General features: G+C 67.6%; 27 protein-coding genes and 1 tRNA gene. 20 read left to right on the top strand and 8 right to left on the bottom strand.

Translation table 11 applies throughout. The features are described 5' to 3' along the window. Positions 1 to 4: 4 nt before the first annotated feature. Genes AC07O3_RS22850 through rbsD form a run of 3 tightly spaced genes read left to right on the top strand, consistent with a single transcriptional unit; the run spans position 5 to position 2,450 of the window. The gene (locus AC07O3_RS22850; protein WP_495340397.1) at positions 5 to 1,096 is read left to right on the top strand and encodes a LacI family DNA-binding transcriptional regulator; all 1,092 of its coding nucleotides are present in this window, start codon (positions 5 to 7) and stop codon (positions 1,094 to 1,096) included. After that, positions 1,093 to 2,061 carry a ribokinase gene (gene rbsK / locus AC07O3_RS22855; protein WP_495340398.1) on the top strand — a complete coding sequence of 323 codons (969 nt, stop codon included), beginning with the start codon at positions 1,093 to 1,095 and terminating at the stop codon, positions 2,059 to 2,061. The genes AC07O3_RS22850 and rbsK overlap by 4 nt, the downstream gene beginning before the upstream one ends. Next, entirely contained in the window at positions 2,058 to 2,450 is a 393-nt protein-coding gene (gene rbsD, locus AC07O3_RS22860) for a D-ribose pyranase (RefSeq protein WP_093056648.1), read from the top strand. Before rbsK ends, rbsD begins: the two co-directional genes overlap by 4 nt. Positions 2,451 to 2,469: 19 nt before the next feature. Here rbsD and AC07O3_RS22865 read toward each other — a convergent pair whose 3' ends face one another. Next, on the bottom strand, positions 2,470 to 3,351 hold the full coding sequence (locus AC07O3_RS22865; RefSeq protein ID WP_093177398.1) for an MOSC domain-containing protein: 882 nt from the start codon (positions 3,349 to 3,351) through the stop codon (positions 2,470 to 2,472). Between the two features lie 119 nt (positions 3,352 to 3,470). Between AC07O3_RS22865 and AC07O3_RS22870 the strand changes: the two genes are divergently transcribed. Genes AC07O3_RS22870 through AC07O3_RS22880 form a run of 3 tightly spaced genes read left to right on the top strand, consistent with a single transcriptional unit; the run spans position 3,471 to position 7,209 of the window. Further along, a complete protein-coding gene (locus AC07O3_RS22870; protein WP_093078464.1) occupies positions 3,471 to 4,598 on the top strand; it encodes an FAD-dependent monooxygenase in 1,128 nt (375 codons plus the stop codon). A 41-nt stretch (positions 4,599 to 4,639) separates the two neighbouring features. Next, a complete protein-coding gene (locus tag AC07O3_RS22875) occupies positions 4,640 to 5,362 on the top strand; it encodes a DsbC family protein (protein WP_093056651.1) in 723 nt (240 codons plus the stop codon). After that, complete coding sequence (locus AC07O3_RS22880; protein ID WP_495340399.1) at positions 5,362 to 7,209, top strand: M61 family metallopeptidase; 1,848 nt, start codon at positions 5,362 to 5,364, stop codon at positions 7,207 to 7,209. Before AC07O3_RS22875 ends, AC07O3_RS22880 begins: the two co-directional genes overlap by 1 nt. On the opposite strand, the gene AC07O3_RS22885 is transcribed toward AC07O3_RS22880, so the two are convergent. Both AC07O3_RS22885 and AC07O3_RS22890 read right to left on the bottom strand, forming a co-directional pair. Next, on the bottom strand, positions 7,206 to 7,793 hold the full coding sequence (locus AC07O3_RS22885; protein WP_495340400.1) for a DUF2325 domain-containing protein: 588 nt from the start codon (positions 7,791 to 7,793) through the stop codon (positions 7,206 to 7,208). The genes AC07O3_RS22880 and AC07O3_RS22885 overlap by 4 nt on opposite strands. Before the next feature lie 61 nt (positions 7,794 to 7,854). Then, positions 7,855 to 8,190 carry an SMR family transporter gene (locus AC07O3_RS22890; RefSeq protein WP_093056653.1) on the bottom strand — a complete coding sequence of 112 codons (336 nt, stop codon included), beginning with the start codon at positions 8,188 to 8,190 and terminating at the stop codon, positions 7,855 to 7,857. A gap of 98 nt (positions 8,191 to 8,288) precedes the next feature. Here AC07O3_RS22890 and AC07O3_RS22895 point away from each other — a divergent pair, with 98 nt between their 5' ends. Next, positions 8,289 to 9,068: an enoyl-CoA hydratase gene (locus AC07O3_RS22895; RefSeq protein WP_093078457.1), complete on the top strand. Its 780-nt coding sequence runs from the start codon at positions 8,289 to 8,291 to the stop codon at positions 9,066 to 9,068. 5 nt (positions 9,069 to 9,073) lie between these two features. On the opposite strand, the gene AC07O3_RS22900 is transcribed toward AC07O3_RS22895, so the two are convergent. Together AC07O3_RS22900 and AC07O3_RS22905 are read right to left on the bottom strand one after the other, a co-directional pair. Next, positions 9,074 to 10,306, bottom strand: coding sequence for a hypothetical protein (locus tag AC07O3_RS22900; RefSeq protein WP_495340401.1), 1,233 nt, complete (start codon positions 10,304 to 10,306; stop codon positions 9,074 to 9,076). Then, entirely contained in the window at positions 10,303 to 10,968 is a 666-nt protein-coding gene (locus AC07O3_RS22905) for a sigma-70 family RNA polymerase sigma factor (protein WP_426390447.1), read from the bottom strand. The genes AC07O3_RS22900 and AC07O3_RS22905 overlap by 4 nt, the downstream gene beginning before the upstream one ends. Before the next feature lie 135 nt (positions 10,969 to 11,103). Here AC07O3_RS22905 and AC07O3_RS22910 point away from each other — a divergent pair, with 135 nt between their 5' ends. The 6 genes from AC07O3_RS22910 to AC07O3_RS22935 all read left to right on the top strand — a co-directional run bounded on the left by AC07O3_RS22910 (position 11,104) and on the right by AC07O3_RS22935 (position 15,262). Continuing rightward, on the top strand, positions 11,104 to 12,615 hold the full coding sequence (locus AC07O3_RS22910) for a vWA domain-containing protein (protein WP_495340402.1): 1,512 nt from the start codon (positions 11,104 to 11,106) through the stop codon (positions 12,613 to 12,615). Positions 12,616 to 12,669: 54 nt separating this feature from the next. Beyond that, positions 12,670 to 12,746: transfer RNA gene (locus tag AC07O3_RS22915), tRNA-Met, on the top strand. Between the two features lie 80 nt (positions 12,747 to 12,826). Next, on the top strand, positions 12,827 to 13,231 hold the full coding sequence (locus AC07O3_RS22920; protein WP_495340403.1) for a DUF2946 family protein: 405 nt from the start codon (positions 12,827 to 12,829) through the stop codon (positions 13,229 to 13,231). 116 nt (positions 13,232 to 13,347) lie between these two features. Next, a complete protein-coding gene (locus AC07O3_RS22925) occupies positions 13,348 to 13,965 on the top strand; it encodes an SCO family protein (RefSeq protein WP_354338618.1) in 618 nt (205 codons plus the stop codon). A 33-nt stretch (positions 13,966 to 13,998) separates the two neighbouring features. Beyond that, entirely contained in the window at positions 13,999 to 14,475 is a 477-nt protein-coding gene (locus AC07O3_RS22930) for a copper chaperone PCu(A)C (RefSeq protein ID WP_495340404.1), read from the top strand. A 334-nt stretch (positions 14,476 to 14,809) separates the two neighbouring features. Further along, positions 14,810 to 15,262 (top strand): hypothetical protein, encoded by a 453-nt coding sequence (locus AC07O3_RS22935; RefSeq protein WP_093177370.1) that lies wholly within the window; start codon positions 14,810 to 14,812, stop codon positions 15,260 to 15,262. Between the two features lie 218 nt (positions 15,263 to 15,480). On the opposite strand, the gene AC07O3_RS22940 is transcribed toward AC07O3_RS22935, so the two are convergent. Further along, positions 15,481 to 17,121, bottom strand: coding sequence for a 3-(methylthio)propionyl-CoA ligase (locus AC07O3_RS22940; RefSeq protein ID WP_495340405.1), 1,641 nt, complete (start codon positions 17,119 to 17,121; stop codon positions 15,481 to 15,483). A 122-nt stretch (positions 17,122 to 17,243) separates the two neighbouring features. Between AC07O3_RS22940 and AC07O3_RS22945 the strand changes: the two genes are divergently transcribed. From AC07O3_RS22945 to AC07O3_RS22975, 7 genes are all read left to right on the top strand, one after another. Continuing rightward, entirely contained in the window at positions 17,244 to 17,915 is a 672-nt protein-coding gene (locus AC07O3_RS22945; protein WP_495340406.1) for a nitroreductase, read from the top strand. A gap of 38 nt (positions 17,916 to 17,953) precedes the next feature. After that, on the top strand, positions 17,954 to 18,748 hold the full coding sequence (locus AC07O3_RS22950) for a phosphodiesterase (protein ID WP_495340407.1): 795 nt from the start codon (positions 17,954 to 17,956) through the stop codon (positions 18,746 to 18,748). Between the two features lie 64 nt (positions 18,749 to 18,812). Next, entirely contained in the window at positions 18,813 to 19,058 is a 246-nt protein-coding gene (locus tag AC07O3_RS22955; protein ID WP_093078442.1) for a hypothetical protein, read from the top strand. Between the two features lie 17 nt (positions 19,059 to 19,075). After that, on the top strand, positions 19,076 to 19,855 hold the full coding sequence (locus AC07O3_RS22960) for a helix-turn-helix domain-containing protein (protein ID WP_495340408.1): 780 nt from the start codon (positions 19,076 to 19,078) through the stop codon (positions 19,853 to 19,855). Between the two features lie 36 nt (positions 19,856 to 19,891). Continuing rightward, positions 19,892 to 20,803 carry a DMT family transporter gene (locus AC07O3_RS22965; RefSeq protein ID WP_495340409.1) on the top strand — a complete coding sequence of 304 codons (912 nt, stop codon included), beginning with the start codon at positions 19,892 to 19,894 and terminating at the stop codon, positions 20,801 to 20,803. A 58-nt stretch (positions 20,804 to 20,861) separates the two neighbouring features. Beyond that, positions 20,862 to 21,701: a dienelactone hydrolase family protein gene (locus AC07O3_RS22970; RefSeq protein WP_495340410.1), complete on the top strand. Its 840-nt coding sequence runs from the start codon at positions 20,862 to 20,864 to the stop codon at positions 21,699 to 21,701. A 184-nt stretch (positions 21,702 to 21,885) separates the two neighbouring features. After that, entirely contained in the window at positions 21,886 to 22,908 is a 1,023-nt protein-coding gene (locus AC07O3_RS22975; RefSeq protein ID WP_495340411.1) for a serine hydrolase domain-containing protein, read from the top strand. A 9-nt stretch (positions 22,909 to 22,917) separates the two neighbouring features. Here AC07O3_RS22975 and AC07O3_RS22980 read toward each other — a convergent pair whose 3' ends face one another. Both AC07O3_RS22980 and AC07O3_RS22985 read right to left on the bottom strand, forming a co-directional pair. Further along, the gene (locus tag AC07O3_RS22980) at positions 22,918 to 24,087 is read right to left on the bottom strand and encodes a GGDEF domain-containing protein (protein ID WP_426390489.1); all 1,170 of its coding nucleotides are present in this window, start codon (positions 24,085 to 24,087) and stop codon (positions 22,918 to 22,920) included. Between the two features lie 59 nt (positions 24,088 to 24,146). Next, positions 24,147 to 25,325, bottom strand: coding sequence for an acetyl-CoA C-acetyltransferase (locus tag AC07O3_RS22985; RefSeq protein WP_495340412.1), 1,179 nt, complete (start codon positions 25,323 to 25,325; stop codon positions 24,147 to 24,149).

A 25,325-nucleotide genomic window follows, 5' to 3' on the forward strand; every position in this document is an offset into this window, starting at 1 on the left:
AGCCATGGCCACCATCAAGGACGTCGCACTCAAGGCGGATGTGTCCGTCACCACCGTGTCGCACGTGGTCAACGACACCCGCCACGTGAGCGCCAAGGTGCGCGAGCGCGTGGAGCTCGCCATCCGCGAGCTGGGCTACGTGCCCAACGCGATGGCGCGCAGCCTGAAGAGCAACACCACCTCGACGCTGGGCATGCTGATTCCCAACAGCTCGAACCCCTACTTCGCCGAGATCGTGCGCATCGTGGAAGACCGCTGCTTCGGCGCCGGCTACACGCTGGTGCTGTGCAACACCGACGACGAGCCCCACCGCCAGAGCGTCTACCTGCAGGTGCTGGCCGAGCGCCGCATCGACGGGCTGATCGTGGTGTCGACCGGCGCGGGCGACGACGACTCCCTCATGAAGCAATTGCGCGGCCTGCGCATGCCCACGGTGCTGGTCGACCGAGAAATCGCCGACCCGGCCTGCGACCTGGTGGAAACCGCGCACATGCAGGGCGGCCTGCTCGCGGTGCGGCACCTGCTGTCGCTGGGCCACAAGCGCATTGCCTGCATCGGCGGGCCGGTGGGCGTGATGCCGAGCGAGCAGCGCATCGAGGGCTGGCGCATGGCGCTGGCCGAGACCGGCGCAACGCCCGACATCGCGAATGCCGAAGCGCTGCTGTGGCGCGGCGGCTTCACGAGCCAGGGCGGCTACGAGGCGATGCATGCCATTCTTCGCACCGAGCGCAAGCCCTCGGCCGTGTTCGTCTGCAACGACCTGATGGCCATCGGCGCGCTGCGTGCCGCGCATGAAAGCGGCGTGCGGGTGCCCGACGAACTCTCGATCGTCGGCTTCGACGACATCGAACTCTCGGCCTACACAAGCCCCCCGCTCACCACCGTGGCGCAGCCCAAGGAGCGCATCGGCGCGTTGGCGGTCGACATGCTGCTCGAGCGCGTCGGCGGCAAGCGGCGCGACGCGCGCAAGGTGGTGCTGCAGCCCGAGCTGCGCGTGCGCGCCTCGACCGCACGGCACGCGAGCTTCCGCGAGCCCGCCGCACCTGTCACGACCGAAACGCCTTCAACGGAAACCCGAAAGTCCCGCACCCCGTGAGCCTGAAGCCTTCTTCTTCCACCAGTTCCACCCAGGCGCCGCGCATCGTGGTGCTCGGCAGCCTCAACATGGACCTGGTGCTGCGTGTGCCGCACGCGCCGGCCGCGGGCGAAACCCTGCTGGGCCATTCGATTGCCAACATTCCCGGCGGCAAGGGCGCCAACCAGGCAGTGAGCTGCGCGCGCGAAGGCGCTCAGGTGCAAATGATCGGCTGCGTCGGCGACGACGCGCACGGCCAGTCGCTGCGTCAGGCATTGGAGCGCGACGGCATCGACACCGCCGCGCTGCGCACCGTGGCGGGCGAGCCGACCGGCACGGCGCTGATCCTCGTGGAGGACAGCGGCCAGAACCGCATCGTGATGATTCCCGGCGCCAACGCCCGGGTCGAGATCGACGAGGCTGCGCTGAAGCAGCAGGTGCAGGGCGCGGCCTTCCTCGTGACGCAGTTCGAGACACCGATGGACCAGGTCGCGCGCGCCATTGCGGTGGCGCATGGTGCGGGCTGCAAGGTGCTGCTCAACCCCTCGCCGGTGCAGGCGATTGCCGAACCGCTGTGGCCGCAGATCGACACGCTGGTCGTCAATGAAATCGAGGCGCAGACGCTGTGCGGCCAGTCCGCAGGCAGTCCACAGGAAGCCGCCCAGGCCGGCCAGGCCCTGCGCGCCAAGGGCATCGAGCGCGTGGTCGTCACGCTCGGCGCGCGTGGCGCCGTGGCAGTCGATGCCGACGGCGCGCGCCACCATCCCGCGCCGAAGGTGCAGGCGGTCGACACCACGGCCGCCGGCGACACATTCCTGGGCGCGCTCGCAGTCGCGCTGGGTGAAGGCCAGCCCTTCGACGAAGCCGTGCGCCTGGGCATCCGCGCCGCCGCGCTGTGCATCCAGCAGCCCGGCGCCCAACCTTCCATTCCGCAGCGCGACGCCGTGCTGCGCAGCCCCCTGCCTCCCGACTGGATCAAGCTGTGAAACGCTCCCCCCTGCTGCATGCCGAACTGTCCCATGTGATCGCTTCGCTGGGCCATGGCGACATGCTCGTGCTTGGCGACGCCGGCCTGCCGATTCCTGACGGCCCGCGCCGCATCGACCTCGCCGTGGCGCGCGGCGTGCCGCAGCTCACCGACGTGCTGCAGGCCGTGCTGTCGGAAATGCAGGTGGAAGGCATCGTGGTGGCCGACGAGGCGCTGGGCGATGCGAAGAAGCTGCCGAGCTGGTATCCGCAGTCGCTGGGGATCGCGCCGCAGACGGTGTCGCACGAAGAATTCAAGCGCCGCACGGCAAAGGCGCGCGCCGTCGTGCGCACGGGCGAATGCACGCCCTACGCGAACATCATCCTGATCGCCGGAGTGAAGTTCTGAAGCGCCGGCCTGGCGCCGGTCATTCGAACTTGTAGTTCGCGCCCACCGCCTGCCCGACCTTGAGCATGTGCTCCACGCCCTGGATCACGATGCAGTTCATGCCGAAGGTGATGCCGCCATCCACCCGCGCGTCGGCGCGGTAGGTGCGCAGCGTGTCGCCGACCTCGGGGCTGCTGAGGGCCGTGGCCGGATCGATGTCGGGAATCGGGCAGCGCGTGCAGGGCTTGACGGGGCGCAGCTCGGCCTCGCCTTCGCCGGTCGTGATGTGCAGGGCGTCGACACGGTCCTCGTCGTGCGACTCGATACCCGCCAGCACGATGTTGGGGCGGAAGCGCTCGATACCCACTGCACCGTGGCCCTGCGCCGCGAGGCGTTCGTTGAGTTCGGCCAGCGAGCCCTCGCTCGCCACCAGCAGCGCGTAGCCGTCGGCGAACTGGGTCTGCGCTTCGATGCCGTCGGTCCACTTCATGCTCGACAGGCGCTTGTGCTCGGGGTCGAAGCGCACGAGGCGCAGAGTCTGCGGCTTGCCGGGTTCGGAGAGAAAGTCGCTGAACCACTGTGCGGCGATGTCGCCCATGTCGTAGGCAGCCACGTCGTCCTTCCACACGCGCACCCGCACCGGCTTCTCGACCCGGTCGAAAGCCAGGTGCAGCGCCAGCATGCCGGGGGCGCGCAGCACCACTTCCATGTGCTTCATCTGCGGCTTGATCAGCGCCATGCGCGGCAGCTGCCGCTGGGAGACGAATTCGCCCTGGGCGTCGACCACCATCCAGGCCCGGTCGAACTCAAGGCCGGTCTCGGTCAGCAGCATTTCGGGAAGCTCGACCCCGGCGCAGGACTTGACCGGATAGACGAACAGGCGCGCGATGGTGGCTTCGAGGTCGAAAGCGGGCTGGGACACGGTGGGGGTTCCTTGGAATTCGGCCGCAATTGTCCCGCATCGCGGCAGCCGGAAGACCTTGGCACCCCGGGGGGAAAGGCGCCGGGCGCGGGCTGGCGGGCAACTCCTACAATCGATTCATGGCCCTCCCCCCAGAAGTTTGCATTCGCGGCGCCGGCATCGTCGGCCGTACGCTGGCCCTGCTGCTCGCGCGCGAGCGTGTGCGTGTCGCGCTGGTGGTGCCGCCGGCCACGCAGGGCAAGGAAGACATCCGCGCCTACGCGCTCAACACCGCCTCCCGCACGCTGCTCGAATCGCTGCGCGCCTGGCCCGATGGGGCCCATGCCACGGCCGTGCGCGAGATGCTCGTGCATGGCGACGAAGGCGGCCGGGTGCAGTTCAGCGCCGCGCGCCAGAAGGTCGACGCGCTGGCCTGGATCGTCGACGTGCCCGCGCTCGAACAGCAACTGGCCGACGCAGTGCGCTTCCAGCCCCTGATCGAAGTGGTGACCGAGCCGGTGGCAGCCCCGCTCACCGTGGTGTGCGAAGGCAAGGCCAGCACCACGCGCGAAGCCCTCGGCGTGAGCTACGAGGTCACGCGCTATCCGCAGCATGCGATCGCGGCGCGCCTGGAGGCCGAGCAGTCGCACGACGGCATCGCGCGCCAGTGGTTCAACGACAAGGGCGAAGTGCTCGCGCTGCTGCCGCTCGGCGGCGCGCACGGCAAGACGGTCGCGCTGGTGTGGTCGGTCGACCAGTTGCGCGCGCCCGAACTGCTCGCGCAGGGCAACGACGAATTCAACGCCGCCATCACCGAAGCCAGCCACAACGCGCTCGGCGCGCTCAAGCTCACGAGCGAGCGCGGCGCCTGGCCGCTGGCCCGCGCCATCGCCGACCGCTGGACCGGCGCCATGCCCGGGCAGCCGACTCGCTCCTGGGCACTGGCGGGCGATGCGGCCCACACGGTGCACCCGCTCGCGGGCCAGGGCCTGAACCTGGGCCTGGCCGATGCGGCCGCGCTGGCCGACGTGATCAAGAACCGCGACTACTGGCGCAGCGTGGGCGATGCGCGCCTGCTGCGCCGCTACGAACGCGCCCGCCGCGCCGACGTGCTGCAGATGAGCCTGGCGACCGACGGGCTGCAGCAACTCTTTGCGCACAACCTGGGTCCGCTTCCTGCATTGCGCAACTGGGGCATGCGCGGCTTCGACCGCACGCGCCTCGTCAAGCGCTGGATCACGGCGCAGGCCATGGGCCTGAAGGCCTGACACCCCGCCCCTCTTTTAGAACCGAACCAACGGATCTCCCGATGACACTCGTACGCAACCTCTTACTCGCCGCCTGCACGCTGGGCGCGGTCGCGGCCGCCACAGCCGGCGAAGCCGAGATCCGCAAGAACCTGCCCGCACGCATTCCGCAGTTCCCGGCCATCGACGAAGTGTCGAAGTCGCCGATTCCGGGTGTCTACGAAGTGCGCGTGAACGGCTCGCAGATCTTCTACACCGACGAGCAGGGCAACTACCTCATCCAGGGCAACCTGATCGACGTGAAATCGCGCAAGAACCTGACCGAAGAGCGCGTGGAAAAACTCAGCGCTGTCGCCTTCGACCAGCTGCCGCTGAAGGACTCGATCAAGATCGTGCGCGGCAACGGCAAGCGCAAGCTCGCGGTGTTCGAAGACCCGAACTGCGGCTACTGCAAGCGCTTCGAGAAGGACATGAAGACGGTCGACAACGTCACCGTGTACCTGTTCCTGTACCCGGTGCTCGGCCCCGATTCGAACATCAAGTCGCGCGACATCTGGTGCAGCAAGGACAAGGGCAAGGCCTGGGGCGACTGGATGGAATCGAGCACCCGTCCCACCACCGCGCCTAACGGCTGCGACGTGACCGCGCTGCAGCGCAACGTCGAGTTCGGCCGCAAGTACAACATCACAGGCACGCCCACGCTGATCTTCAGCGACGGTACCCGCACGCCCGGCGCCATTCCCGCAGAGCAGGTCGAGAAGCAACTCGCCGCTTCGTCCAGCTGATGGCGACGAAGACCGTTTCGCGGCGCGCCGCCGCTGTCGCCGCACCCGTGGCGGGCGTGCGCTATCGCGTCGAATGCGCGGACCTGCACGCGCATCTATTCAGTGTCACGCTCACCATCGACGCGCCCGCCGCGCAGCAGCACGTGTCGCTGCCGGTGTGGATTCCCGGTAGCTACCTGGTCCGCGAATTCGCCAAGAACCTGCAGGGCCTGCGCGCCACGCAGGGCCGCCGCAAGCCGGCGCTGATGCAGCTCGACAAATGCAGCTGGCTCGTCGAATGCACGCCCGGCCAGCCGCTGGTACTGCACTACCAGGTCTGCGCGTACGACAACTCGGTGCGCACCGCCTGGCTCGATGCCGAGCGCGGCTTCTTCAACGGCACCAGCGTGTGCCTGCGCGTCGAAGGCCAGACCGAGGCCCCGCATGCGCTGGAGATCGTCGCACCCAAGCTGGCCGATGACGCTGCGCGCTGGTCGTGCGCCACTGCCCTCGTGCCGCTGAAGGCCGACAAGCATGGCTTCGGCAACTACCACGCATCAGGCTACGACGAGCTGGCCGACAGCCCGGTCGAGCTGGGTGCCTTCTGGAGTGCCGAATTCGAAGCCTGCGGCGTGCCGCACCGCTTCGTGATTGCCGGTGCCGCTGCATCCTTCGATGGCGAGAGGTTGATCGCCGACACAAAGGCGATCTGCGAAGCCGAGATGCGCTTCTGGCACGGCGACAAGGTCGGCAAGCGCGGCGGACCGAAGCCGCCGATCGACCGCTACGTTTTCATGCTCAACGCCGTCGACGACGGTTATGGCGGACTCGAACACCGCCATTCGACCGCGCTGATCTGCAACCGCCGCGACCTTCCGCAGCGCGGCGAAAAGAAGAAGCAGCCCGATGGCTACACCACGCTGATGGGCCTCATCAGCCACGAGTACTTCCACACCTGGAACGTCAAGCGCATGCGGCCGGCCGAGTTCGCGCGCTACGACTACAGCCAGGAGAACTACACGCAGCTGCTGTGGTTCTTCGAAGGCTTCACCAGCTACTACGACGACCTGCTGCTGCGCCGCGCCGGTCGCATCGACGACGCAGCCTACCTGCGCCTGCTGAACAAGACCATCAACCAGGTCATGCAGACGCCGGGCCGACTGGTGCAGCCGGTGGCCGACGCGAGCTTCGACGCCTGGGTCAAGTACTACCGCCAGGACGAGCAGACGCCCAACAGCACGGTGAGCTACTACACCAAGGGCGCGCTGGTGGCGCTTTGCTTCGACCTCACGCTGCGCCATGAAGGCAAGGGCTCGCTCGACGACGTAATGCGCCACCTGTGGACGCACAGCAGCGGCGGGCCGATCAGCGAGGCCGACATTGCAGCCGCGCTCGAGGCCGTGAGCGGCCGCTCGTATGCGCTGGAGCTGGCGCGCTGGGTGCATTCGACCGAGGAGCTTCCGCTCGCGCAACTGCTGCGCGCGCACGGCGTTGCCACGCTGGAGGACCCGTCGCAGCAGGCGCAGGCGTTGGGCCTGCGCGTGGCCGAGGCCAATGGCAGCGTTCAGGTGAAGGTGGTGTTGCGGGGCGGGGCGGCCGAGAAGGCCGGCTTCTCCGCGAACGACGAGTGGATCGGCATCGAGCTGCCCGCTGCCGGCAAGAAGGGCCAGCAGCAGCCTGCGCAGGCCTGGCGCATCGCCAAGCTCGACGACCTGGCGCTGTACCTGGGCGATGCGACGAAGTGCACGGCCATCGTGGCGCGCGATCGCAAGCTGATCAGGCTGCCGCTGGTGCTGCCTGTCGGCGTGACCACCTGGCGCCTGTTCTCGCACGACGCCGCCAAGGTGACGGGCTGGTTGGCCGGCTAGGCGTTTTCCGCCGCTGCCGGCTGCCGCACGAAGAGCATCGGCTGCGGTTCACCGACCAGTACGCAGGGCTTGCCGGTGCGTCGGCAGTGGTCTTGCACGCGCCAGTAGGCACCGTGGCTCACGCAGCCGGTCTGGCAGATCACGAGATCGGCCGCGCGCAGGCTGGCTTCGAGCGCGGGATCGTCCGCATCGTCTCCGCCGTCGTGGTGCAGGTAGCGGCCGCCGGCAATCTCGACCAGCTGGCGCGCGAGCGAAGGCGCCTCGTCTTCATGGCCGACGCACAGCACGGCCTTCTCGCGCAGGTCGGCGGGCGCCTGCGGCTCGGGCGGCATCATCAGATGGCGCTTGCTGCCCGGCGACAGCAGCGCGCTCAGCCGCTTCGGCAGCGCCCCGCCTACGGCGGCACGCATCGCGAGCTCTTCGCGCACGATGGCAATGGCCGAGTCGCGCGCCACCAGCGCGCCGCGCAAACGCACGATCTGCGCTTCGAGCCTTTCGACGAGCGCGGCCTGCTCGACCAGCAGGCGCGAGCAGCGCTCCTGCACGCGGGCATAGGCCCGCAGCAACACGGCATGTTCTTGCATCGGGAACTCCATGGCGGGCATTCTAGATGAGAATAATTCTCAACTGAAAGCCACATGGCGCTCAGTGGGAAACCGACTTGGAAAACACGTTCACGACCACCACGCCCGCGATGATCAGCGCGAGCCCCGCAATGGCCGGCCCGTCGAGCTTCTGCCCGAACCACAGCCAGCCCACCAGCGAGATCAGCACGATGCCCACGCCGGACCAGATCGCATAGGCGATGCCCGTGGGAATGGTGCGCAGCGTGAGCGAGAGAAAGAAGAACGCAATCACATAGCCCACCACCGAGGCCAGCGTGGGCCACAGCCGGGTGAAGCCCTCGGACCCCTTGAGGAAACTGGTGGCGATCACTTCGGCCACGATGGCGACGAACAGGTAGGCGTAGTTGGAACTCATGGCGGGCACTCTATGGGAACTCGCAATGCCCCGCCACCCGCGCCGGCCATGCTGGGTATAGTGAAGCGCGTTTTTCTTCCCCTTCCCCCGGAGACACCATGAGCTACGAAAACATCGAAGTGCGGACCGAAGCAGGCAAGGTCGGCATCATCACCCTCAACCGCCCGAAGGCCCTGAATGCGCTCAACGACGCGCTCATGACCGAGCTGGGCCAGGCCCTGAAGGCCTTCGATGCGGACGACGCCATCGGCTGCATCATCCTCACGGGCAGCGAGCGCGCCTTCGCGGCCGGCGCAGACATCGCGGCGATGGCCAAGTACAGCTTCATCGACACCTACAAAGGCGACTACATCACGCGCAACTGGGAAACCATCCGCTCGATCCGCAAGCCGGTGATTGGCGCGGTGGCCGGCTTCGCGCTGGGCGGCGGCTGCGAGCTGGCGATGATGTGCGACTTCATCATCGCGGCCGACAACGCGAAGTTCGGCCAGCCCGAAATCAAGATCGGCGTGATCCCCGGCGCCGGGGGCACGCAGCGCCTGCCACGCGCAGTGGGCAAGAGCAAGGCCATGGACATGGTGCTCACGGCCCGCATGATGGACGCCGCCGAAGCCGAGCGCGCCGGCCTCGTGAGCCGCGTGGTGCCTTTCGAAAAGCTCGCCGACGAGGCGCTGGGCGCGGCGCTGATCATCTGCGGCTACTCGCAGATCTCGGTGATGGCGGCGAAGGAATCGGTCAATCGCGCCTTCGAAAGCGGCCTGAGCGACGGCGTGATGTTCGAGCGCCGGCTGTTCCATGCGCTGTTCGCCACCGTCGACCAGAAGGAAGGCATGGACGCCTTCCTCAACAAGCGCGCGCCGGATTTCAAGAACGCCTGATCTGATCAGCGCATAAGCAGCGAGCGCAGCGCGTCGAGCGCCTGCGCCGGCGGCGTGCCGATGAGAGCCGCGCCGCCGGGCTGCGATGTCCAGCGCACCTGGCCGCCGGCGATTTCCAGCACGGCGACCAGCGCATTGCCTCGGTACAGCTCGAGCCGCGCCTCGACCGGTGCGGCGAGCGGTTCATCGGGCGTTGTGGCCGAACGCGCCACGGTGCTCACGAGGGCCGGCAGGCCTTCGATGTCGCCGCGCTCGTGGCGCACGCTGGCGCCTGAACGCGTGAAGTTGAAGGACGTCCATCGCTCCAGCGCGGAGAAGGACGTTGCCGCGCTCCGAGGCCTTGTCATGGCCTTGGCGGCAGCGCCCGGCGCGGTCGAACTCAGCCCGCCGGAAAGTTCGGCGCTGGCGCTGTCCTGGTTCGCGGGTGCGGCGGCTGGTGGCGGTGGCGCTGCCGGCGCGGGCGCTCCTGCTGCATAAGCGCTTCGCCGTTCGTTTTCCACGCGGGCTTCGCGGCGTTCATCGCGCAAGACGGGTGCGGGTGCGGATTGCTCGGCCACGATGGCAGGCGGTGTCGAAGGTGTGACCGGCTCGGCGGGCGCGACGGGCGCAGGAGCCGCCTGCTTGAGAGATGGCTTCGGCGCAGCACGCTGGAGGGCATCTGCGCTCGCCGCATCGGCCGCCTTTTTCGGGGAAGAAGAATCGCGCGGGGCCGGGGCCTTGGCGCGTTGCTCCGCGGCAGGCGCTGCGGGGGCTTGCGCAACGACTGGTGGCGGCGCGGCGGCGGCTGCCGGCGCTTCGGCTGGAGGCGCGGCCTCCGCGGACGCTTGCGCCGGAGCCGTTGCAGGCGGCGCCACCGGCGCCGGCGCTTGCGCAGTCGCCCCGCCCACGCGGGCTTCACCATCGAGTCGCGCATCGGGCACAGGCTCGCGATGCCACAGCACCGCCACGAAACCAGCCACCAGCACCGTCGCGAAAGCCGCGTTCCACGGCATGCGCGCACGCGGCTCGCCGCCACCGCCGAAGAGGCGGCGCCACCACGGCGCGGCGCTCGCGCTGTTGGCGGCAGGGCTCGCTGTCACCGGCGCCTCGGCAAGGTTGTGCGCCATCTTCAGGATCGCGTCGCGCGTGCGCGGATCGGGCCTGGCATCACTGTCGGGCGCATGGTCCAGCGCGCGGCGCAGCGCGGGGTCGCGCAGATCGCCGTTGTTGTCGTCGAACCCGGTGTCATTGCCGCTCATGCCCGTTGCTCCAGCACCGACAGATAGCGCTCCATGCAGCCGCGCAGTTTTTGCAAGCCATAGCGCAGGCGGCTGCGCACGGTCTCGAAACCGATCTCCAGGCTCGCGGCCAGCGCCTCGACGGTCAGGCCGTCTTCATGGTGCAGCAGGAACGCGGCGCGTTGATCGACCGGCAGTTCGTCGAGGCAAGCCAGCAGGCGACGGCCCGCGGCACGCCAGAACGCCAGCTCTTCGGCCGACGGGTGCGCCGCCGCATCGACCGCACCGCGCACGCCGCGGTCGAGCATGGGCACGGGTTCGCCGTCATCGTCCGGGTGCGCATCGAGCGTCACTTCGCGCCCGCTCACGCGCAGCCGGTCCATCGCCAGGTTGTGCGCGATGGTGAAGGCCCAGGTGCGCCACGTCGCGCCCTGCGGCGAGAAGCTGTCGCGCGCCGAGATGATCCGCACCCAGGTGTCCTGGAATACCTCGTCGGCCTGCGCCACGAGCCGCGCGCCCAGCAGCCGCTTGACGAAGCGGAATAATCCGCCTTCGTGGCGCGCGTAGAGCACGTCGAACGCGGCGGCGTCACCCTGCGCGTAGGCCAGCATCAACTGGTCGTCGGGCATGGCCTGGCGCTCGGGGGCGTTCTTGGCGGAAGGGGCGCGGGGAAGCGCGGACATCGAAGGATTTTCACCCCAGCTTGTACGGGCGGCGGACCGCACCGGGGTTCGGGGCGGCAAAAAAAGTCGGCGAGCTCAACCCCGCTGGCGGTGGTCGGCCGTATCAGCCTGCACTCAACCACCCGGAGTGCTTTCATGACCCAAGCTTTCGTCCCCAGGTTTCGCCGCCCGCTCGTCGTACTGCTGTGCGCTCAACTGCTCCTGACCGCCTGCGGCGCCACCGAGCCCCCTGCCGTTGCCGGCGCCACGCGCTGGCCCACGCCCGCACCCGACAGCCGCCTGCAGGTGGCGCAGACGGTGCCGAACTTCGAGGCGCCGTCGGCCACGCACTGCGCGAGGCCGGTCCAGACCTACGAGACACCGGGCATGGCGCGCGTTTCCGAAGCCCGGCGCGAACCCGCGGGCACCGACGCGTTGAAGGACTATTCGCTGCGCCGGCCCGTGATGCCTTCGGTCGCGGCGGCGAAATCCATGCCGGCTCCCGCAGCGGAGGCTCGCGCCGACGCCGCCATCGCGGAAGCTCCGCCGGCACCCGCCACACCGGCAGCCCCCGGGGCGCGCGTGAGCGGCGGCCTTCAGCCACCAGCCCAAGCCCCGCGCCCCGCCAACGAACCCGTCGCCGCCGGCATGGTCGACGACAACGCCGACTTCAGCGAATACCTGGCCTTCCGCGGCCGCACGCAGGTCGTCCACCGCGAGCGCGACATCAGCGCGCGCTACCTCCTCCAGGTGCGCGACGCCCGCGGCGCGGTCGTGCCCGATGCCGAAGTGGCGGTGCAGGCCGCGAACGGCGCCGCCATGTGGGCCCGCACCGACGCGGGCGGGCGCGCCTGGCTGCATCCGAACGCCTTCGACAAGGCGCAGAGCCCGGTGTACGAAGTCACCGTGCGCAGAAACGGCCGCCAGAGCACCGCCTTCCTGCAGCGTGGCCAGAAGAACGCCGTCGATGTCGTGCTCGACGGCAAACCCGGCACTGCCCCCGCGCGCGCCAGGCTCGACCTGGTCTTCCTGATCGACGCCACCGGCTCGATGGACGACGAGATCGCGAAGCTCAAGACCACGCTGCGCACCATCGCCGACCAGGTCGCCAAACTGCCGAGCCGCCCCGACACCTGTTTCGGCCTGGTGGCGTACCGCGACCGTACCGACGAATTTCTCGTGCGCCGCCACGACTTCACCAACGACCTCAACGCCTTCCAGGGCGTGCTCGATGCGCTGCGTGCTGCAGGCGGCGGCGACTACCCCGAGGCGATGAACGAGGCCCTGAACGAAACCATCCACAAGATGAGCTGGCGCGGCAACGGCACCACGCGCCTCGTGGTGCTGCTGGCCGACGCCCCGCCGCACCTCGACTACGGCGGCCCGCAATACGACGACGACATGGTCGCCGCGCTGGGCAAGGGCATCAAGGTGTTGAGCGTGGGCGCATCGGGGCTCGACAAGCAAGGCGAATACATCCAGCGCCAGATCGCGCAATACACCGGCGGGCGCTTCGTGTTCCTGACCTACAAGGAAGCGACGAACCCGGCGAGCGGCCCGGGAACGCAGACCGTGCATGACGTCGGCAACTACTCGGTGCAGACGCTGGACAAGCTGATCGTGCGGCTCGTTTCCGAAGAATTGGGCAAGTTGCCCGCGGGTGGTTGAACTGAGCCCTCAGCCTGGGCTATAATTTTGGGCTCGGTGCAAATCAGCACTGACGGCTCTTTAGCTCAGTCGGTTAGAGCGATGGAATCATAATCCACAGGTCCGCGGTTCGAGTCCGTGAAGAGCCACCAACAAAACGAAAAAGCCTTGTGAGTCAACGACTTACAAGGCTTTTTTCTTTGCCGAGCATGCTGACCGATAATCCGCGCCGATGCTCGCGCCTTCCCTCGCCACACCGAACCCGCCCGCCGCCCGCGCGGGCTTGCGGCGTCCGGGCGTGGGCCTGATCCGCTGGGTACTGCTGTGGTTCGCGCTGTCGCTTGGCGTGGCCATCGCTTCTCCAGTCGTGCATCCGCAGACCGTGGAACTGGTCTGCTCGAACGCCGGTTCGGTGAAAGCCATCGTGCACACCGACGACGGCGCGCAAGAGCTGGGCGCGGGCCACATGGACTGCCCGCTGTGCGTGCTCAACGGCGCCCCGCCCGTGACAACGCCCACCGTCGAACTGCCCGCGCTCATGCCGCTGGCCCGCGCAGTCCAGCCGATTCCGTCCGCGCACATCGCCGCGGCCACCGCTGCGCCCTTGCCGGCGCGCGGGCCTCCTTCGCTCTCCTGACGCTTCTTCAGTTCTTGCGCGCGTGATGCGGCCGCCTCGGTCGAGGCTCGCTCGTCGCGCGCGTTCCTGCAATGAATTCGTCGGCACACGCACCCGTGCCGAAGAGAGCTTTTTCAATGATCCACACACCCCATCCAACAAGGCGATTCCTGCTGCTGTCCGCCGGCAGCCTCGCCGCGCTCACAACCCTCGCAGCCTGCGACAAGGTGCTGCCCGCCAGCTTCAACGGCGTCGACATCACCGGCGCCAGATACGCGCAGGATTTCCGTTTGACCGACGCGGACGGCCATGAACGCACGCTGGCCGACTACAAGGGCAAGGCGGTGATGATGTTCTTCGGCTTTACCCAGTGCCCCGACGTGTGCCCCACAGCACTCGTGCGCGCGGCAGAGATCAAGCGGCTGCTCGGCGCCGACGGCGAGCGCCTTCAGGTGATCTTCGTCACCGTCGACCCCGAGCGCGATCTGCCCGTCGTGCTCAAGGCCTACACGCAGGCCTTCGACCCCAGCTTCATAGGCCTCTATGGCGACATGCAGCGAACCAGCGAGACCGCGAAAGACTTCAAGGTGTTCTACAAGAAAGTGCCCACGGGCTCCTCGTACACCATGGACCACTCGGCCTTCAGCTACGTGTTCGACCCGAAGGGAAAGATCCGCCTCGTGCTGCGCCACGAACAGAGCGCGGAAGAATGCGCGCAAGACCTCCGCCAGATTCTTCAGACCGCATCCGCCTGACTTCCATCGTTTCAACCTCAGGAGATTTCATCCATGAAAAACCCCATCGCACACACCCTCCTCATCGCCATCGCCACATTGCTCGCCGCACACGCGCACGCCCAGGTCACCATCAAGGACGCGTGGGTGCGCGCCACCGTGCCGCAGCAGAAGGCCACCGGCGCGTTCATGCAGCTCAGCGCTGCGAAAGACACCAAACTGGTCTCGGCCAGCTCGCCCGTCACGCCCATCGTTGAGGTGCACGAAATGGCCATGCAGGACAACGTGATGCGCATGCGCCAGATCCCTGCGCTCGACCTGCCCGCCGGCAAGACCGTCGAGCTCAAGCCCGGCGGCTATCACGTGATGCTGCTCGACCTCAAGCAGCAGGTGAAGGAAGGCGACACCGTGCCGCTCACGCTGGTTTTCGAAGGCAAGGACGGCAAGCGCGAATCGGTCGAGGTGAAGGCGCCGGTGCGGGCGCTCAATGCCTCTGCGCAACCCGCGGGGCACGGTAGCCACAAGCACTGAGGAGCGAACGCGTCGAGGGTCGGCCGCGCCAACGCAGCCGATCCTGAAACCCCAGAACCCGGCCAGAGGAAATACCCTGTTTCGGTGATGGCGCTCGACCGGCCGTCCTACAAGAATTGTTGACAAATATTCACAATTCACACCCTTCTCGACCAACACCCTCGCGGGCTGGATTGGTCCGGGGCGCATGAGTTGTCCAGGAAGTCGGGGGCGTTCTTGCTGCCCCTGCTTTGGCTGGACGGCATGACGCGGCATGAGGGCCGAGGGATACGTAGACAGGGGATCTTCGGTGCCGCTCAGTTACCTTCTTCATTTGGAGCATGCTCGCCTGCCAATGCACGTGACGGACGCGCAGGACGTGCGACGCGTTTCCGTCCTGAAAGCAACCGGCCTGATCGAAGCCGCCATCGACCCGGCTTTCGACACCGGGGGCAGCTACAGGCTGGCGCAGGCGGCGCTGGTGGTCTGCATCACCGACGAGGGGCACGCCGAGATCGACAACCTGCGCGGTCGCAACGCCAGCAACACCGACGCACCACCGAAGCCGGCACGCACGGGCATCGAACCGCTGCACTACCTGCGCATGATCGAACGTTCGACATTCCCGCTTCGCGTGGACGACGCGCAGGAGATCAACTGCATCGAGGCGCTGAAGCAGGCCGGGTTCGTCGATGCCGCGATCAGCCCGGTGCTGGCGTGGAAGGAGAGCCGCGAGCCGCAGGAGCTGGCGGTGATCCGGCGTATCACGCCGTTCGGGCGGGCTCAGCTGGCGCGGGGCACCAGCTAGTTTCGCGGTGTCCAGTTTGCGGAGGGGGTCGATGCCGACTGCCCCTCCTGTTTGTATACATACGCGCCCACCCTATGCCTTTCGGCCTCCCCCATCGAAGGGCTGCCTATTCAACAGGCAACGTGATGGGAAGCCACGCCAATCCTCGCTTCGCCTCTGCGCCTCCACCCACAACTCACAGAGTTGTCCACAGAAAAATCTAACAAGTCATCAAACCGTCAAACAGATGTCGTCGCAACGTAACCTTTGAACTGCTCGCGCAGCTTGGTCTTCAGCAGCTTGCCGGTGGCTGTATGCGGCAGCGTGTCGACGAAGACCACGTCTTCCGGTAGCCACCACTTCACGACGCGCTGCGCGAGGAAAGTGAGCAGTTCCTCGCGAGTGACTTCGGCGCCAGCACGCTTCACCACGATGAGCAGCGGACGCTCCTGCCACTTCGGATGCGCGATGCCGATCACCGCCGCTTCGGCCACGGCCGGGTGCATGCTCGCGGCGTTCTCCAGGTCGATGGAAGAAATCCATTCGCCACCCGACTTGATGACGTCCTTCGCGCGATCGACCAGTTGCACGTAGCCGTCTTCGTCGATGTTGGCGACGTCGCCGGTCGGAAAGAAACCTTCGGCGTCGAGCACCGGGCCGCCCTCGCTCTTGAAGTAGCCGCTCGCAATCCATGGGCCGCGCACGTGCAGATGGCCGAAGGCCTTGCCGTCGTGCGGCAGGCGCTGGCCGTCCTCGCCGACGATCTTCAGCTCCACGCCCCACACGCCGCGGCCCTGGCGCATCTTCACGCGCATCTGTTCTTCTTTCGGCATCGACAGGTGCTTGGGCAGCAGGTTGCCGATCACGCCGATGGGGCTGGTCTCGGTCATGCCCCAGCCCTGCACGAAGTCGGCGCCGAAGTCGCGCTCGAAGCGTTCGATCATGCTGCGCGGCGTGGCCGCGCCACCCACGCCGATGCGCTTGAGGCCAATGGCGCGCGTGTCGATTTCGGGGTGCGCGTCGAAGTACTGGAACAGCATGAGCCAGATGGTCGGCACGGCCTGCGAGAAGCCGACCTTCTCGTCGCGCATCAGCTCGTACAGGCTCTGGCCGTCCATGTGCGGGCCGGGCATGACCAGCTTCGCGCCGGCCATCGCCGCCGCATACGGCATGCCCCAGGCGTTGGCGTGGAACATGGGCACCGCGAGCAGCAGCGTCATCTGCGAATTGACGCCGAAGGTGTCGGGCGCGCATTCCATCAGCGAGTGCAGCACGGTCGAGCGGTGCGAATACAGCACGCCCTTCGGGTTGCCGGTGGTGCCCGAGGTGTAGCAAAGCGACGAGGCAGTGCGCTCGTCGAACTCGGGCCAGGCGTAGCTCTCGCTCTGCGCGCCGATGAGCTCGTCGTAGCACAGCAGGTTGGGCACGTCGATGGCGGGCATGTGGGCGCGATCGGTCATCGCGATGAAGGCGCGCACCGACTTCAGGCCGGGCGCGAGCTTCTCGACCAGCGGAGCGAAGTTGGCATCGAAGAACAGCACCTTGTCTTCGGCGTGGTTGACGATGTAGTCGACCTGCTCCGGAAAGAGCCGCGGGTTCACCGTGTGCAGCACCGCGCCAGAACCCGACACGCCGAAGTACAGCGCCAGGTGGCGATAAGTGTTCCACGCGAGCGTGCCCACGCGGTCGCCGGGTTCGATGCCCAGCGTCGTCAGCGCGTTGGCCACCTGCTTGGCGCGGCGCTGTATCTCCGCGTAGTTGGTGCGATGCACCGGCCCCTCCACCGTGCGACCCACGACTTCGGCATGCGGGTGGAAGGTGGCTGCGTGATCGATGAGCGACGAGATCAGCAGCGGGCGGTCTTGCATCAATCCGAACATGTTTTGTCTCCTGTACGCTGGGGCGATGCTAGGCAGCTGCCACTCAGCGCCGCATCGTCGGAACGGACGATTGAGGTCGCTCGAGGGTTGCCCCTAGCATGGCCTTTCAAGAGGACTTTTGCATGAACGTTCAGGACGCCATCGCCACCCGCCGCTCGGTGCGCAACTTTCTCGACACGCCGGTGCCCGGCGACGTCATCCGCCGCGTCGTCGAGCAGGCGCTGCGCGCGCCTTCGGGCGGCAACCTGCAGCCATGGCATCTGCATGTGGTGGGCGGAGAAAAACTCGCCGAGCTCAAGGCGATCATGCGCACGCGCGTGCAGGAGGCGCCCACCGGCGAAGGCAGCGAGTACGACATCTACCCGCGCGAGCTTGCAGCGCCGTATCGCGACCGCCGCTTCGCCGTGGGCGAGGCAATGTATGCGCGCCTGGGCATTCCGCGCGAAGACAAGGCCGCGCGCCGCGAATGGTTTGCGCGCAACTACCAGTTCTTCGGCGCGCCGCTCGCGCTGTTCTGCAGCGTCGACCGCCGCATGGGCCCTCCGCAGTGGTCCGACCTGGGGATGATGCTGCAGAACGTGATGCTGCTGCTGCGCGGCGAAGGGCTCGACAGCTGCCCGCAGGAGTGCTGGGCGATCTACCCGCAGACCATCGGCCAGTTCATCGCCCTGCCGCCCGAACGCATGCTGTTCACGGGCATGTCCATCGGCTATGCCGACCGCAGCCGCCCGCTCGATGCGCTGGTGACCGAGCGCGCACCGCTGGCCGACGTGGCCGAGTTCGTCGGCATCTGAGTCCACCGGAGGGAACGGATCGTGCTTGATGATGCGGCATGCTCATCGCACAGATCTCCGACCCCCACATCCGCCCCGCCGGCCAGCTCTACCAGGGCGTGGCCGACTCGAACCGCATGTTCGAGGAAGCCATCGACCACCTGCACGGGCTCGACCGCAAGCCCGACCTGGTGCTGCTGACCGGCGACCTCGTCGACGAAGGCAAGCCCGATGAATACGCACAGGTGCGGCACCTGCTCGCGAAGCTGACGTTTCCGTACCTCGTGATTCCCGGCAACCACGATCACCGCGAGAACTTTCGTGCAGCCTTCGCGGACCACGCGTACCTGCCGGCCGAAGGCGCGCTGCACTACTGCATCGACGACCATGCGGTGCGCATCGTGGCGCTGGACTCGTGCATTCCCGGGCTTCACCATGGCGGCATCGATGCGCAAGGATTGGAGTGGCTGCAGCGCACGCTCGAAACCGACCGAATCAAGCCGACGCTGCTGATGCTGCATCACCCGCCCTTCATGAGCGGCATTCCCTACATGGATACGTACCGCTACATGGACACGGCGCCGCTAGAAGCCATCGTGCGCAGCGCCTCCAACATCGAGCTGGTGCTGTGCGGCCACGTGCACCGCACCATGCTGCGGCGCTGGGCAGGCACGGTCGTGTGTTCATGCCCGAGCAGCACGACCGAGATCGCGCTGCAGCTGGCCGCCGATGCGGCGCCGGCCTCCTTCATGGGCCGGCCCGGCTGCATGCTGCACCTGTGGAACGAAGCGCACGGCATGGTGAGCCATGTGAGCCACATCGGGAAGATGCAAGGGCCTTATCCGTTTGCGTGAGGCTGAAGCTCAGCATCTCTTCAGGCAGAGCGGACAGAATCCGGCAAATCGACAAGGAGACGTGATGCAAAAGCAGCCCTACTGGTTTCCCGCCAAGCGCTACGGCTGGGGCTGGGGCCTGCCCAACTGCTGGCAAGGCTGGGCGGTGATGGCCGTGTACGGCCTGCTGGTGGTGACGGCTGTGTTGTCCATCCGCCCCGAACGGGAACCCCTGCTGTTCTTCGCGGCCCTCATGGTCCTGACCATCGCGCTTGTCGCCGTCTGCTGGATCAAGGGCGAGCCGCCGCGCTGGCGCTGGGGCGAAAAGTAGTCGACGGCCATCCAGTCATGCCACAGGAACGCACCCTTCTCTACACCGGACACGAGTTCACGGTCGAGCACGTGCGCTCCCACGCGCACCAGGGGCCTGACTGGAGCAGCCCCTACACGCTGGAATCGCGGCGCATCATCTTCCCGGTGGGCCGTACGGTGCTCGATGTACGCACCGGCAACGGCACCTGGCTGGTCGACGGGCTCACCGCCATGCAGTTCTGCGACGCCATGGTCTATCAGTTGCGGCCGGTGGCACACGCGGCCCGACACAGCATGGTCGTGAGCCGACACCGGCCGTCTCGCACCGATGCGGCACCGGTGTTCTGCCTGCTTTCACCACGGTCGCTGTACCGGGTTCACGCGGCACAGCGACAACTGCGTGCAGGCGATGCAGGTGCGGATGCCATCGCTTCACTGGTCGATGAACTCGGCACGTCGCGCCGGCAGTTGCCGCTGACGGGCGCGGTCATGCGCGCGAAACGGCTGCTCGCGGAAACCGCCGACCGGGAGGTGAAGCTCCCTATGCACGAAGTCGCCGACGCGGTCTCGCGCTCGCCATTCCATCTGGCACGCAGCTTCCGGCAGCAGACTGGCCTGAGCCTGCATCAGTACCGCCAGCACCTGCGGCTCGCAGCAGCCATGGAGCGACTCGTCGATGGCGACAGCGACCTCGCGGGCATCGCGCACGACCTCGGCTATTGCAGCCAGAGCCACCTGGGCGCAGTGTTCCGCCGCGAAGTGGGCGTGACGCTGGGCGAAGCCCGCCGCGTGCTGGCCGGCAGCGCACGAATTTGATAGCCGTCGCGCGGCGCGGTCGCGAGACTCGCCGCGATGATGGATCGCAACCTTTCTGCAGGCCTGCTCGCCGCGCTGGCCGCAGCCTTCATCGGCAGCGCCTGGCAACTCGTCTCGCGCCACGGCGTGACCACCACGCTCGGGCCGATGGAGCTGGCGCTGATGCGCTACGGCATTCCCGCACTGCTGCTCTCGCCGCTGTGGTTCGGCCGCAAGCGCATCGCGCCGAAAGCCTCGCCGTTGATGCTCGCGCTGCTCGTCATCGGCGGCGGCCTGCCCTTCGGGCTGCTGGTGCTGGCCGGCGCGCAATGGGCGTCTGCGAGCCACATGGGCATCTTCATGGCGGGCAGCCTGCCGCTCTTCACCGCCATTGGCGCGTGGCTTCACAAGGGGCAGAAGGTCGAGGGCCTCAGGCTTGTCGGGCTGGCCTGCATTGCCATCGGCATGGCACTGTTCGCTGCGGGGAGCTTTCGCGGCGGCTCGCTCGACTGGCGCGGCGATCTGCTCTTTCTTGCGGCGGCCATGCTGTGGGCCGTGCATTCGCTCGCGTTCGCGCACTGCGGGCTCACGCCGTGGCAAGGCGCGGCGTTCGTGAACGGGTGGTCGGCGCTGATGCTGTTGCCTGTGATATCGATCGCCGGCGCACCGCGGCGGCTGCTCAGCGCGCCATGGCCCGATGTCGCGCTGCAGGCCACGACGCAAGGTGTGGGTGCAGGAGTGCTTGGGCTGGTGGTCTATATGGTGGCCGTCGCACGGCTCGGCGCGCCGCGCGCATCGCTGTCGGCGGCGCTGGTGCCGGTGCTGACCACGCTGGGCGCGGCAGCCTGGATGAATGAGCCTGTGACCGGTGCGGTGCTACTGGCCCTGGCGCTGGTGGTGCCCGGGATCGTGCTGGCGAGCGGTGCAGTGCGATGGCGCGCAAAGAAGGCAACGCAGCCATCTGCATAGACCGAGGCTTCAGGCAGCGCGGGCAGAATGCGGCAGATCGCCAGGGATGTCCGCGCAAATGAAAAAACTCGTCTTCCTCGCCGCCTCACTCATCTTCGCCGCCGCATCCTGCTGGGCACAGGAGCACAGCACCGTTCGCGTGCCCACCCCCTTCGTCGAAGGCAGCGCGCCCGTCACGCTGGAAATGGTGATCTACAGGCCCGAAGGCGCCGGTCCCTTTCCGACGGTGGTGTTCAACCATGGCTCCACGGGCATCGGCAACAACCCGGCTCTCTTCAAGGACACGTGGGCGCCCGAGCGCCTCGCCAGATGGTTCACGCAGCGCGGCTGGCTGGTGGCGTTCCCCCAACGGCGCGGGCGCGGCCAGTCGGACGGGCTGTATGACGAAGGCTTCACCCCGAAACGCGAGCACTACAGCTGCGATCCAGTCCTGTCGCTGGCCGGCTTCGACCACGCACTCGCAGATATCGACGCCGCCGTCGCATGGCTGCAGAAGAACCCCGACGTCGACACGAAGCGCATGGAGATCGCCGGCTACTCACGCGGAGGCATCCTCGCGATCGCGTATGCGGGCACCCGCCCCGGCGTGTTCCAGGGAGTCATCAACTTCGTCGGCGGCTGGATGAGCGACCAGTGCCCCGACAACACCGCGGATGCGATCAACCCCGTGAGCTTCAGGCGCGGCGCCGCGTTTCCCCGCCCCACGCTCTGGCTGTACGGCGAGAAGGACAGCTTCTATGCCGTTGCGCACAGCCGGAAGAACTTCGAAGCCTTTACCACCGCGGGCGGCAAGGGCACCTTCGAGACCTTTGCGCTGGAGCCCGGGGTGAACGGGCACATGCTGGTCGCACAGCAGGGGCTGTGGGGTCCGACTGTCGAGGCTTATCTGGCGAGGTGATCCGCCATGCGACTGATCCTCATCGAAGGCCTGCCCGGGGCTGGCGCATCTCTGCGATGCCCGTGGTCAAGATCACCGCGGAACCCGGCCATGAGAACCGCGTGTTGACCGAAGCCGTTAGCGCAATCTCGCCAACGTCGTGGGCGGCGCGCGAGCGGGTCGCTCGCCAACTGAAAGCCCTCGAATGAATTCCAGTGCATCGACAACGCTCGAAGGCCTGCGGCCCCTGATGGAAGCTGCTGGCATCCCCGGCGTGTCGATGGCTGTTCTGCGCCACGGCAAGGTAGACGCACTGGCCGCGCTCGGCGTCAGAGACACGCTGAGCAACGAGCCGGTGAACACGCAGACGGTGTTCCAGGCCGCCTCGCTCACGAAACCGATGGTGGCCTACGCGGCGCTCCAGTTGGTGGATACCGGCGCGCTGGCGCTCGATGAATCGCTGGCGCATTTCGTTCCGGCCGTACTGCCGGGCGATGCCGCATTCGCGGCCATCACCGCGCGCCACCTGCTCACGCACACCTGCGGCCTGCCCAACCTGCGGTCAAAGAACCAGCCGCTGCAAATGCACTTCCAGCCCGGCGCGTGGTTCAGCTACTCCAGCGTCGGCTTCGGCTATCTGCAGACCGTCATGGCAGCGATCACCGGCGAGCCGCTGGAGGCGACGATGCAGCGGCTGGTGTTCGAGCCGCTGGGCATGCAGTCGTCGAGCCTCGAACAGCAGGCACGCTACCAGGACAACTTCGCGATGCCGCACGAAGGCGAGACGCGCGTGGATGTGCCGTCGTACACGGCCAGCGCTTCCTTTTCGCTGCAGACGACGGCAGCCGACTACGGCGCCTTTCTCGGCGCTGTGCTGCGCGGCGAACGGCTGAAGGAGGCCACGCACCGCGCGTGGCTGGCCTGCCATGTGCATGTACCGAAAGAGGATGCGGAGCGCCTGCACAGCCCGCCCACGGCGGCAGAACTGGAGTCCGACGTCGGCTGGGGCCTCGGCTGGGGGCTGGAGCCGAACCACGGCACCTTCTTCCAGTGGGGAAAGATGGACGGTACCCGTGCATTCACGATGGGCAGCGTGGCCGAGCAATCGGCGGTCGTGCTGTTCACCAACAGCAACAAGGGGCTGCGGCTGATGCGCGAGGCCGCTGCGTGTGCCCTGCCCGGTGCGCATCCGGCCATCCGGTGGCTCGACGCATGCGTGTCCGAATGACCCGCTGAATCAGGCAGCCGCAATCACCTGATCCCGCCCCATCGCCTTCGCGCGATACAGCGCCGCATCAGCCAGCGCCAGCACGTCGTCGACGCCAATGCTGCCCGTGCCACTCTCGCTGGCCGCCACGCCGATGCTCACCGCCATCGAGCCGACGGCAGCCATCGGCGAATCGGCCGGGAACGGTTCGTCGATGTTCTGCTTGAGGCGCGCGGCGATGTCCATCGCCTCGGCCTTGCCCACGTCGGGCAGCAGCACCACGAATTCTTCGCCGCCGTAACGCCCGAGCAGGCCCTTGTCGCCGATGGCGCGCTGCATGCGGCCGACGGCCTCGCGCAGCACCGCGTCGCCCATCTGGTGGCCGAAGCGGTCGTTGATGTCCTTGAAGTGGTCCAGGTCCACCATCAGCAGCGCCATGCGCCGGCGGCCCGAGGCGAACACGGCGCCGCAGGCGTCCAGCACCGCGCGCCGGTTGAGCGCGCCGGTGAGCGGGTCGCGCGTGGCCAGGTATTCGAACTCGGTGTGCACCCGGTCGGTGGCCATGAGGATGACGGCGATGGACAGCAGCAGCACGGTGAACGAGTACATGCTGATATAGAGCGACTGGATCCAGGTGCCGTCCATCAGGCTGCTGCCGGCCAGCCCCGCCACCACCGACAAGAAGCGCAGGCCGGCCACCAGCGCCTGCGCCAGCAGCAGCCCGATCATCAGCCGCTTGCCGAACACCCGGCCCTCGTGGCGCATGTACAGCTGGGCGTGGAAGAAGAACAGCGCCGACACCGCCAGGGTAATGAGCAGCAAGCGAGTCTCGAAGTCGGGCTTCACACTGCTGAACCAGAACATGGCCAGCGCCAGGCAGCCGTTCAGCACCGTCCAGCCCCGGGTGTCGCGGCGCCCGAGCAGGAACTTCTGGCTGCCCGCGTAGTACAGGATGCAGGCCTGGTACAGCACGAAGTTGGCAACGACGATCGTGAGGAAGTCCGGAAAGAAGCCGCGCGCCGCAAACAGCATGGTGCTCACGAACGCCATGAGCGGCGCCTGGGACCACTCGTCCAGCCCCTGGATGGTGGCCGGATAGCTGCGCCGCATGAAGAACACCACCAGCGCCATCACAACGCCCATGAGCCCCGCAAGAATGATGACGGAGCGAGGATCGAGGATGGCTGGCAGGGCGCCCATGGAGCCCGATTATGTTGGCATCGCCGATCCGGGCGCTCCGCAGCGCGGGCGCGCCGCGCTCAGAGCCGCTCGACGATGGTCACGTTGGCCATGCCGCCGCCTTCGCACATGGTCTGCAGGCCGTAGCGCTTGCCGCGCTGGCCGAGCGCGTGGACCAGCGTGGTCATCAGCTTGGTGCCCGAGGCGCCCAGCGGATGGCCCAGCGCGATCGCGCCGCCGTTCACGTTCAGCCGGGCCGGGTCGGCGCCCAGCGCCTGCAGCCAGGCCAGCGGCACCGGTGCGAAGGCCTCGTTGACTTCGTACAGGTCGATGTCCTCGATCTTCATGCCCGCCTTCTTCAGCGCGCGCTGCGTGGCGGGCAGCGGTGCCTCCAGCATGATCACCGGGTCGTGCCCCATCACGCTCATGTGGTGGATGCGCGCAAGCGGCTTCACGCCCAGCGTCTTCAGGCCGCGCTCGTTCACCACCATCAGGCCGCTCGCGCCGTCGCAGATCTGGCTGGCGGTGGCGGCGGTGCAGCGCCCGCCTTCGGCAATGAGCTTGACGGCCGCGATGCTCTCCAGCGTGGCGTCGTAGCGGATGCCCTCGTCGGTGGTGTGCAGCTCGCCGGGCTCGGTGCCGTCGGCCATGCGCACCGCAATCGGCACGATCTCGCGCTCGAAGAGGCCGGCCTGGGTGGCGGCAATGGCGCGCCTGTGGCTTTCCAGCGCATAGCGGTCGAGCTCGTCTTTCTCGATGCCGTAGTTCCTGGCGATCATCTCGGCGCCGGTGAACTGGCTGAACTGGATGTCGGGGTAGCGTTGCGCCATGAGCGGGCTCACGTAAAAGCCCAGCCCGTTCTTCAGCGGCAGCGTGCTGGGCATGCCCATCGGCACGCGCGTCATGCTTTCCACGCCGGCGGCGATGACGATGTCCATGCTGCCCGACATCACGGCCTGCGCCGCGAAATGCAGCGCCTGCTGCGACGAGCCGCACTGCCGGTCGACCGAAGTGGCCGGCACAGATTCAGGCAGCTTCGACGCCAGCACCGCGTTGCGCGCGATGTTGGAAGACTGCTCGCCGGCCTGGTCGACGCAGCCCATGATGACGTCTTCGACCAGTGCCGGGTCGGCGTCGGTGCGCTCCACCAGGGCGTTGAGCACCTGCGCGGCGAGGTCGGCCGGGTGCCAGCCGGCAAGGCGGCCGTTGCGGCGGCCTCCGGCGGTACGTGCGGCGGCGACGATGAATGCTTCGGGCAT

The sequence above is a fragment of the Variovorax sp. GW821-FHT09D05 genome (assembly GCF_059416325.1).

Bases quoted from the DNA above. Each gene is read 5' to 3' on its own strand.
- AC07O3_RS22925 (WP_354338618.1), top strand. From the start codon at position 13,348: ATGATCCACACACCCCATCCAACAAGGCGATTCCTGCTGCTGTCCGCC.
- AC07O3_RS22885 (WP_495340400.1), bottom strand. From the start codon at position 7,793: ATGCAAGAACATGCCGTGTTGCTGCGGGCCTATGCCCGCGTGCAGGAG.
- AC07O3_RS22965 (WP_495340409.1), top strand. From the start codon at position 19,892: ATGATGGATCGCAACCTTTCTGCAGGCCTGCTCGCCGCGCTGGCCGCA.
- AC07O3_RS22970 (WP_495340410.1), top strand. From the start codon at position 20,862: ATGAAAAAACTCGTCTTCCTCGCCGCCTCACTCATCTTCGCCGCCGCA.
- AC07O3_RS22950 (WP_495340407.1), top strand. From the start codon at position 17,954: ATGCTCATCGCACAGATCTCCGACCCCCACATCCGCCCCGCCGGCCAG.
- AC07O3_RS22930 (WP_495340404.1), top strand. From the start codon at position 13,999: ATGAAAAACCCCATCGCACACACCCTCCTCATCGCCATCGCCACATTG.
- AC07O3_RS22895 (WP_093078457.1), top strand. From the start codon at position 8,289: ATGAGCTACGAAAACATCGAAGTGCGGACCGAAGCAGGCAAGGTCGGC.
- AC07O3_RS22980 (WP_426390489.1), bottom strand. From the start codon at position 24,087: ATGGGCGCCCTGCCAGCCATCCTCGATCCTCGCTCCGTCATCATTCTT.
- AC07O3_RS22890 (WP_093056653.1), bottom strand. From the start codon at position 8,190: ATGAGTTCCAACTACGCCTACCTGTTCGTCGCCATCGTGGCCGAAGTG.
- AC07O3_RS22985 (WP_495340412.1), bottom strand. From the start codon at position 25,325: ATGCCCGAAGCATTCATCGTCGCCGCCGCACGTACCGCCGGAGGCCGC.
- AC07O3_RS22920 (WP_495340403.1), top strand. From the start codon at position 12,827: ATGCTCGCGCCTTCCCTCGCCACACCGAACCCGCCCGCCGCCCGCGCG.
- AC07O3_RS22910 (WP_495340402.1), top strand. From the start codon at position 11,104: ATGACCCAAGCTTTCGTCCCCAGGTTTCGCCGCCCGCTCGTCGTACTG.
- AC07O3_RS22880 (WP_495340399.1), top strand. From the start codon at position 5,362: ATGGCGACGAAGACCGTTTCGCGGCGCGCCGCCGCTGTCGCCGCACCC.
- AC07O3_RS22870 (WP_093078464.1), top strand. From the start codon at position 3,471: ATGGCCCTCCCCCCAGAAGTTTGCATTCGCGGCGCCGGCATCGTCGGC.
- AC07O3_RS22905 (WP_426390447.1), bottom strand. From the start codon at position 10,968: ATGTCCGCGCTTCCCCGCGCCCCTTCCGCCAAGAACGCCCCCGAGCGC.
- AC07O3_RS22945 (WP_495340406.1), top strand. From the start codon at position 17,244: ATGAACGTTCAGGACGCCATCGCCACCCGCCGCTCGGTGCGCAACTTT.
- AC07O3_RS22960 (WP_495340408.1), top strand. From the start codon at position 19,076: ATGCCACAGGAACGCACCCTTCTCTACACCGGACACGAGTTCACGGTC.
- AC07O3_RS22935 (WP_093177370.1), top strand. From the start codon at position 14,810: ATGCACGTGACGGACGCGCAGGACGTGCGACGCGTTTCCGTCCTGAAA.
- AC07O3_RS22875 (WP_093056651.1), top strand. From the start codon at position 4,640: ATGACACTCGTACGCAACCTCTTACTCGCCGCCTGCACGCTGGGCGCG.
- AC07O3_RS22975 (WP_495340411.1), top strand. From the start codon at position 21,886: ATGAATTCCAGTGCATCGACAACGCTCGAAGGCCTGCGGCCCCTGATG.
- AC07O3_RS22955 (WP_093078442.1), top strand. From the start codon at position 18,813: ATGCAAAAGCAGCCCTACTGGTTTCCCGCCAAGCGCTACGGCTGGGGC.
- AC07O3_RS22850 (WP_495340397.1), top strand. From the start codon at position 5: ATGGCCACCATCAAGGACGTCGCACTCAAGGCGGATGTGTCCGTCACC.
- AC07O3_RS22940 (WP_495340405.1), bottom strand. From the start codon at position 17,121: ATGTTCGGATTGATGCAAGACCGCCCGCTGCTGATCTCGTCGCTCATC.
- AC07O3_RS22900 (WP_495340401.1), bottom strand. From the start codon at position 10,306: ATGAGCGGCAATGACACCGGGTTCGACGACAACAACGGCGATCTGCGC.